The 7,281-nt window shown below is 60.5% G+C and carries 7 protein-coding genes and 2 pseudogenes; 4 read left to right on the forward strand and 5 right to left on the reverse strand.

Annotated elements, in window-relative coordinates; all coding sequences use genetic code 11:
* Positions 1-716: 716 nt before the first annotated feature.
* The 3 genes and pseudogenes from A5759_RS01375 to A5759_RS26520 all read right to left on the reverse strand — a co-directional run bounded on the left by A5759_RS01375 (position 717) and on the right by A5759_RS26520 (position 2,695).
* On the reverse strand, positions 717-1,307 hold the full coding sequence (locus A5759_RS01375) for a hypothetical protein (RefSeq protein WP_068192963.1): 591 nt from the start codon (positions 1,305-1,307) through the stop codon (positions 717-719).
* Positions 1,304-2,254, reverse strand: coding sequence for a hypothetical protein (locus A5759_RS01380; protein WP_156616769.1), 951 nt, complete (start codon positions 2,252-2,254; stop codon positions 1,304-1,306). The genes A5759_RS01375 and A5759_RS01380 overlap by 4 nt, the downstream gene beginning before the upstream one ends.
* A gap of 204 nt (positions 2,255-2,458) precedes the next feature.
* A pseudogene (locus tag A5759_RS26520) lies at positions 2,459-2,695 on the reverse strand (DUF2188 domain-containing protein).
* Between the two features lie 306 nt (positions 2,696-3,001).
* Between A5759_RS26520 and A5759_RS01385 the strand changes: the two are divergent.
* The 4 genes from A5759_RS01385 (at position 3,002) to A5759_RS01400 (ending at position 5,532) form a co-directional block, all read left to right on the forward strand.
* Positions 3,002-3,373 carry a transcriptional regulator gene (locus A5759_RS01385; protein ID WP_068192970.1) on the forward strand — a complete coding sequence of 124 codons (372 nt, stop codon included), beginning with the start codon at positions 3,002-3,004 and terminating at the stop codon, positions 3,371-3,373.
* Between the two features lie 3 nt (positions 3,374-3,376).
* The gene (locus A5759_RS01390; protein ID WP_068192973.1) at positions 3,377-3,952 is read left to right on the forward strand and encodes an ImmA/IrrE family metallo-endopeptidase; all 576 of its coding nucleotides are present in this window, start codon (positions 3,377-3,379) and stop codon (positions 3,950-3,952) included.
* A gap of 202 nt (positions 3,953-4,154) precedes the next feature.
* Complete coding sequence (locus A5759_RS01395) at positions 4,155-4,619, forward strand: hypothetical protein (RefSeq protein ID WP_068192979.1); 465 nt, start codon at positions 4,155-4,157, stop codon at positions 4,617-4,619.
* The gene (locus tag A5759_RS01400) at positions 4,582-5,532 is read left to right on the forward strand and encodes a zeta toxin family protein (protein ID WP_197505919.1); all 951 of its coding nucleotides are present in this window, start codon (positions 4,582-4,584) and stop codon (positions 5,530-5,532) included. The genes A5759_RS01395 and A5759_RS01400 overlap by 38 nt, the downstream gene beginning before the upstream one ends.
* 456 nt (positions 5,533-5,988) lie before the next feature.
* Here the strand turns inward: A5759_RS01400 and A5759_RS01405 are convergent, their stop codons facing one another.
* Both A5759_RS01405 and A5759_RS26045 read right to left on the reverse strand, forming a co-directional pair.
* Positions 5,989-6,375: a helix-turn-helix transcriptional regulator gene (locus tag A5759_RS01405; protein WP_068192985.1), complete on the reverse strand. Its 387-nt coding sequence runs from the start codon at positions 6,373-6,375 to the stop codon at positions 5,989-5,991.
* A gap of 504 nt (positions 6,376-6,879) precedes the next feature.
* Positions 6,880-7,281: pseudogene (locus A5759_RS26045) on the reverse strand (hypothetical protein); the annotation flags it as partial.

Here is a 7,281-nt window from a genome sequence, read left to right on the forward strand (position 1 = left end):
TCGCCCGAAGATCGCGTGACGAGTCACGGCAACCGGGAGTGAAGACAGTGATTCATCTGATGCAATATGCAGACAAAGTTCATGGATAATAGAGATTATCCATGAGAGTCCGAAGATCCTTGTAGACAACGTGATTCGACAGGAATACAAGTGCTAAGTATGGCGCACGAATCGAATTCGTACCCTCGCTCAGGCTTGGCCGCCGATACCATTCCGGGCGGTCACGCTCGTTGTTTAACGTGACCGGAGCGACGCGGTAGACGTGCTGCCTTGGCTTCCATTGGCGGCGTGGCCGGCCACTGAAATTGGGGGAGGAGGAAGCCGCCCAGATTGGTGGATATCAGCGGTTATCCATGAGTGGCGTTTCCCTGGAACTCGCATGTTCGACAAGGGCCGCCGAGTTCATTGATCGCCGAGCCGCCGGCCTCGTTGAGGACGAACACCTGAGGCATAGGTCGTCCTTAACTAGACTTAGTCCTGCGAGTGTCGTGTTTATCGATGGTGTGACCACCGTTGCCACCGCGGCCTGAAACTCACACCCCCGCGAGTCAAACCGAACCGGGAGGGGCAGCCTCGGATGCATTCAATCCGGTTGTGCGACAAGGGTTTAGGGCTATCGCGATCGACGTCGAGACGGTCCTGGCGCTTAGGATACGGGATTCTCGACAGCCGCGGGACTTCGACAAGCCGATCACTAGCAGAGTTCTCGCTACGCTTTAAGGTTGAACGAACGGCCATATCACTGCGTACAGCAACGCACCCACAACAAGTAGAAGCGCTACATCACGGAGGATCGTGACCCGGGCCGATAGCGTGACGTCCCCGACATCAACATCCTGCACGTAAGAGTAGGCGGCGCTGTAGAGCGGATTGCCGTCCGCGTAGGTGGCGATGTTGTTGACGTGAGGTGCGGCAACAGTAGGACGGGTCGTCAGCAGTGAGACCGCGCCCGCAACTCCCAGAAAGACGCAAATAAAGGCCGCCAGCCACGGGAACAAATAGAACGCGCCGGCGCGGAACACCGTCGCCCCGCCGTTTGACAACAGCGCAATCTCGGCCAAGCCTATGGTTGCGGCAGTAGCGGACCGTGTCTGAACGCGCTCCAAGTCTTGACGCTGCCGGTCGAGATGCCTCCGACCTTCTTCAAGCACCACTTGTAATTGTTCATCCGTCAAGTCGGCGATGTCGGGGTGGCGCTCGGGTGGATGTTCAAAGTTTGGAACCTTGACTCCCGGCCAGAAGAGGGCGACGCAGTACCAGAGATACGCCCGGATTTCGCGGCACCGGCCTGTGATCACTGGCGTCACTCGGAAGCCCCTAGCCACTTCGCTAATTCGACGGTGATCTGCTCCGCGATCTCAGTAGGAAGGAACAACCACTGTCCGCCGGGGTTCAGATCAATAAAAGTGGCTTCGCCATCGCCCGTGTGCAGCCAGTCTTGGGCGCTGTATCGCACACCCAATTGCTGTGCGATGCGTTGGGCGCCATGGGCCTCACTGGCTGTCAGATGGTGTGGAACGAAGGACGAGTGGGCCGCGTCGCTCCTTCTCCAGTCGAGAGGTAGGCCATCCGCCGGTAGTGCCGCGCCCCAGGTTCGCTCTGCAACGGTGACGATTCGTAGATGCCGTTCAGCGTGAATGAGTTTCTGCGTCAAGAATGCAGGATTCAGCGTGCTGAGTTTGGCGAGCGAATTGGTTGCCACGACCTGGGTGTAGACCACATGCTGGGTGCCGGCCTCCTCGTAGTTTCCAGGGCCTAGCGGCTTGACGACAACTTGCGATCCAAGTCGAGACTCAAGGTACTTTGAGGAACCGCCGATGATGGCGGTCGGGGTTGGGATCTGCGCAGCGCGCGCGGCGCGCGCTTGCAGCATTTTGTTCTCACTCGACAGTTGAGTGTCGACGGGTGTCAGCCACTCGATCTTATGATCTCTCAGGATGAGACTCAGGCACGCTAGTTGCGCGGCCAACTCTGCTGCCCGTTTGGATCCGATGACGACGCCATGGTCCCAGGGAGAAGGGGACAGGCGGCGGATCCAGCCGCGGACTCTGCCCATCGAGCCAATCGATACCGAAGAGCCTGCCAGGTCCCTTACGACCGTTTGCTTATCATCGATGTGAACCAGCACGTCCGGCAGGCTGTCGGCGTCCACGACCACGGTCGACCGGGCGGGCAAATGGCGCAGTACCCGAGCGACGTGCTGGTCATCGAGGGAGCCGATCACGACGCGTTCGCAGTCGGCGAACGCGGTCACGGCGCGAACATGCCTAGGAGATATGCAGTACGAGACTCATCGGTCGTCTCGATGGTCGCGGTGTAGATCGACGACGGTGTGGGCCGCGGAGGGGCGTCTGGTCGAGGACGTGGGGAATCGGGACGTGGCCGCGGCGGATTTCCGGTGTGGGTGTCGAGTGGTGTGGAGAAGAATTCGAAGAAACTCATGACAAGCGTTGGCCCCTCAGCCTTTAGATTCTTTCGGGTCGCGGCTTCGTGGGTAGGTGTTGCGTTCCCCGATCTGCCCGTTCTGCTTATGAACAACATGCTCAACTTCGCGTTCGATTGCCATCTCTCACTCTCGCCCTTTGGCTTGAGCCGCAGCCTTCGTACGAGCGCTGTTCGATGCGCGCACGTTCCCTTCAGCCTTATTGACCCAGCGATCGCCGTGCTTGCTGGTGTGGATATCACCCTTTGCCATAACGCCCCTTCTGCGACAAGTACTGCGGTCGAAATCAAGCAGCCCCGCGCGGCGCGAGGCTAATGCAAGCTCACGTAAGAACTCGAACTATTTCTTCTTACGACCCTTGCCGGTGCTCTCGTTGGTCGTCGTCTTCGGGTTCTTCTTAACCGTGGACTGCTTCACGAACCGGCCGGTGATCGCGCTTCGTCCTCGTTTGCCTGGCATGTCCGTCTCCCATCGTCGTTCTACATCCGATCGAGTGTTTCAATTCTAACACACTGTGGCATGAGCGATATGTTGTTGCAGATGTGAGACACTCTGGGCATGGCCAAGACGACGATCAACACGGCCTTGCTGTACTCGGCGCTCGACGCTGCACGCCAGCAACGCCAGCTGTCGTGGCGTGCGTTGGCCGGCGAGATCGGCGTCAGTCCGTCACTTCTGTCTAGGCTCGGTAACGGGTTGAAGCCAGACACCGATGGATTCGCGACTATCGTCGCGTGGCTCAGACTGCCCGCAGAGCAATTCTTCGAACTCGATGGCGCGGACGACACCGATGACGCCGCCCGCGAACCTGATTTGATGGCGCAGCTCGCGCCGCTATTGCGGGCCAGGAAGGATCTGAGTGAGACCGACGTCAAGTACCTTCAGCAGATTATCGGTGCAACAGTCGAACGTGCGCGGGCCCAAGGGTGAGCCGTGCGTCGTGGATTCAAAACTGGGGCGAAGCGGCTCGCACTCGAACTGCGGGCGGAGATCGGCCTCGATGCTTACTCACCGTTCAACCCGTACGCCTTCGCTGATGAGTACGGAATTCCCGTAGTACAACTCAGCAACCTCGATGGTCCAGCGCGCGATCACTTTCTCAGGGCGGACGGAAGTGCGCTCTCGGGCGCACTAGTCCCCATCGGAACCGGGGTGGCCATCCTGGAGAATGATGCCCAGCCGCTTACTCGCAGGCGCACGACCATGTGCCATGAACTCGCCCACGTTGTACTTGAGCATGAATTCGGCGTGTCGCTGTCCGCCGATGAGCGAAAGTGTGGCCTTGGCGGTGAACAGGAGGACGAAGCCGACTGGCTCTCTGGCGAGATGCTCATTCCCTACGATGGCGCGTTTCGTCTCGCCCGAGCGAACGCGACCGACCAGCAGGCAGCTGATCTATTCGACGTCAGCCTCGCGGTCGCCCGCTGGCGTATGAATCACAGTGGCGCTCGAAAAGTGGTCGAGCGGACCCGGAGCAAGTGGGCCAGCCCCGCGTCGCAACGCTGGTAGATACTGCCGAAGCGTCTCTGTTCGCACGTAACAGTCCACCTGGTGGCTGTCGCAGTCGAAGTTCGGCACAGCCTGAACGAATAAGGCTAGGTGACTCACAACCGGGGCGTGCGGCTGCCGGGGATCGGCCCGCTGGTCAGCTGCCAGTTCGTGATACGCAACGTTTCAAGAGCTGATACACTCTATATCAGACGGAGGAATTATGCCTACGACGATCGAACGCACTGTTGAAGTCGAACACACAGTTGAAGCCATCGCCCACGAAGCGCAGGTTCGCAGGGCACACGAACGCTTGCTGCGCATCGATGACATGCGCGCTGCGAGGCACCTTAAGCGGTCAGGTATGAACCAACGACAAATCGCTGACGTTTTGTTTACCACGCAGCCGCGAGTAGGTCGGCTGCTGCGCGGAGCCAACGCGCTCGGAGACGCACCGAGCCCCGAGGAAATCATCCTGCGCGCCACAGTCGAGGGAACCCCCCGAGGCAAGCTGCTGAAAGAGCTTCGCGGCCTCGATTACACCTTCACCCAGTTCGCGCCCTATCCCCACGAGGGATCCGTGCCTGGGACCTGGACCCAGGTGAGCACTGCCCACCAACTCGGACTGCTCAGCGACGAGGAATACGAGAGTGTCAGCTCCGCAGTCCAGCCGCCGACTGCGCAATAGGGTCCATTCTCAGCTGACTGCCCTCCACCAAGGGGGGCAGTTCGCTGTTCCACGCTCAGTAGAGCGCTATCTCAGCGATCAGCTGATAGACGAGATCGCCCACGAGTACCGAGACAAATGCCCCGATGCACCGGCACACGGTCGCGCCGCGATCATTACCGCCGGCGTGCCCGGTGCGGGCAAGTCGTTCGCGATCGACATGTTGGCCACCGATCACCGACGCATCGACCCTGACGGCATCAAAGACCTCATACTGATCCGATTGGACCGGGCCGGGCTACTCGATATCCGGCACAACCACGTTCTCGCAGATGGCAAGCCCGTCCATCCCAGCGAACTGGCGTTATGGGTGCATGATGCCTCCACGGAAGCCGCAAATCGTGTCCGTGCAGTATCCCAGCGCCGGGGGGAGAACTTCGTCATGGAAGGAACTCTTTCCTGGACGCCGCTTATTGATAGCTACGTGAACGACTTGGCCTCCGATGACTACGAGCGACTGACGATCGTCGACATCGAGGTCCCCTTCACGCTTGCTGTCGAGCAGTCCAAGCACCGCTGGTGGGCCGCGCGAGAAGCAGGACGAATCGTGGATGACGTTGCGCTCGGCGGCCGGTTCATCGCGCAAGCTGCCCTTGAAGGCCTTTACACACGGCAGCGGCGCGTCTCAAAATGCGCTGTCAATGCCCGCAAGCTCCGTAGCGACGCCAACCATGCGGGCATCGAAACCGACCTTCTCATTGTCAGTCGCACGTCGACCGGTAGCGAATACCGGGCCTGGCTCAGACCCGACGGCGATATCGACCCATCGCAAGGCGCCCCCCTAGGCGCAGTGTGCATTAAGAGTGGGGCGATACTCACCAACCCAACCGCAATCGGGACAGGCGTTGGACGAAGTCGCGTCTACAGATCCTGACAACGGCCAACGGCCCGTCGCTACGTCTGCGATGAAGATGCCGAGTCCTCATTTCATGGATAATGACGACTATCCATGATTCTGGTCAAAAAGCTGGAGGACAGCATGATTCGGCCAGCGGTCACGAACATTCTGGCCGGAGGATTGCATCGGCCCACCGAACCGGCGCGGGCCTTTCGCCCTACAGTGGGTCGCGGTACGCCCTGGTGTAGTCGAGGTTTCAGTGGACCCTGTGGTGTCGCGAGCGTCAACGCGCTGAACGCGATCCTCACCGAGCGCATCGCGCACACGAAACACTGCCTCTGCCGTCGCAGACATTCGCGTGACCCCTCGGCAGAACCTCTGCCAGGGTAGGCAACGTAGGCCAGCTCTAGCAGCCGCTGCTTTTGAGCTTCGGCGGGGCAACCTATTCCCGCCGTCTACCGTTTCGAGTTCACGCCTATAATTCCGTGGGAATCACCTGGATTTCGGGTTGGTCGGCTCAGTCGATTCTACGCCGGCGACCGATCTGAACGCTCCGATGAAGTCGTCACCACGCGACTCTTGGCAGGGTCGCTGAGCGGGTCTAAGCCGGGCTTGGGTTGCATCAAGGATGTCGTCGTGGTCGTCGTACGGAGCCAAGGTAATTCTGAGTTCGAGGTCGATGGCGGCAAGTATGCGGGCCAGCACCGGTAACGAAGGCTGCCGAGCACCCGATTCAATCCGCGCAATCGTGGATTGGGCCACATCGGCTGAGTGAGCCACTTCGCGCTGGGAAAGGCCGGTCCGCGCACGGGCGACCTTGAGCAGATTCCCGGCCAGCCGCTTGACGTGAAGGCTCGTCGAGGGCCCCATCGTCGGCATCTTCGTATGATAGCTAATAAGCTATCGCAGCGAGCCGTAACCAGAGCGGTCGCGAATTAATGGCTGACGAACATGACCTGTAAGGACCCTCTCGAAACCACGGACAGGTGGTTACCTGCAGGATGCCAGCCGGCCGTCGGGCTTACTGCCAACGGACTTGTCGCAGCCCACCGACGGCGCGAACGTTTGTTCGGCGTGTCCTAGCGGTGTCCTAAGACGCTCGTTCACCCGCAAATACGCATGGGACGCATGAGTACGCACACCAGTAGTTGAGCTGCACAGATCGGGACGACGTGGACGTAGCGGTACAGGACAGCACACCGAGTTTCACACTGGCAGTGTGGGGGTCAGGGGTTCGAGTCCCCTTAGCTCCACTCGATTGAAAGCCCGCTTCGGCCATTGGCCGGGGCGGGTTTCGTCGTTCCTTGGCCTGCATCAGAGGCATCTTCATTTCGCGCCCTCTGATGATCCGAGGCGCACGCTGGGGCTTTCTCGCTTAGGCCGTCAGGCGGCCTGGTCTCCTGGGGGTGCGGGCCCACCGGGCTCAGTGGATCCGGCAGTTGACACCGCGGCACCCGATTCGGCTTCGGTGACCTGGTTGTCGTCGGCGGGCTCAGCATTCGAGTGCGGGTTTGCGACTTCGTCGGCTATCTCGTTGTCGTCGCCGGGTGCTACCGCATGCCCCTCGTCGTCGACCACTTGGTCTTCGTCGGCGGGCTCGGCGTCCGACGCCGTGTCTTGATCCGGGGTGTCGGCCGGGTCGGTGGAGGGCGTCGAGAGTTGGTCGTCCGGTGGGCGTAGGAGCCGTTCGGGTTGGTGGTAGTAGTTGAGCCGCGCCTGGCCGGTGTCCAGTTCGGGCGGCGGAAGCCATTCGACCTCGCAGCGCTGGTTCATTCGGGTGGTCCA

It is taken from the genome of Mycobacterium sp. 852014-52144_SCH5372336 (assembly GCF_001665615.1).
Classification (GTDB): domain Bacteria; phylum Actinomycetota; class Actinomycetes; order Mycobacteriales; family Mycobacteriaceae; genus Mycobacterium; species Mycobacterium neumannii_A.

What these genes read in the sequence shown, in the direction of transcription:
- A5759_RS01405 (WP_068192985.1), bottom strand. Translation starts at nt 6,375, where the DNA reads ATGCCGACGATGGGGCCCTCGACGAGCCTTCACGTCAAGCGGCTGGCC.
- A5759_RS01385 (WP_068192970.1), top strand. Translation starts at nt 3,002, where the DNA reads ATGGCCAAGACGACGATCAACACGGCCTTGCTGTACTCGGCGCTCGAC.
- A5759_RS01395 (WP_068192979.1), top strand. Translation starts at nt 4,155, where the DNA reads ATGCCTACGACGATCGAACGCACTGTTGAAGTCGAACACACAGTTGAA.